The sequence below is a fragment of the Capnocytophaga sp. oral taxon 332 str. F0381 genome, assembly GCF_000318275.2.
GTDB lineage: Bacteria > Bacteroidota > Bacteroidia > Flavobacteriales > Flavobacteriaceae > Capnocytophaga > Capnocytophaga bilenii.
Genome location: NZ_KB291272.1, coordinates 3,419 through 3,627, shown reverse-complemented (window position 1 = coordinate 3,627; position 209 = coordinate 3,419).

Below are 209 nucleotides of genomic sequence, written 5' to 3'. Positions count from 1 at the left end.
ATTATAATGAAAAAAAAGGTATTTTATATAGAAAGTTATCTAGAGAGAATAGAGATACGACTTTTATTTTAATAGATTCTTTAAAGAGTAATAGTGTGAGAAAAGTAAAAGCAGAGTGGATACCATGATTTATATCTCAGTTATGTTCTAAAAAAATAGAATCTACATTTCTATAAAAAACCTTACCTTTGCAACAAAATTAACAAGAT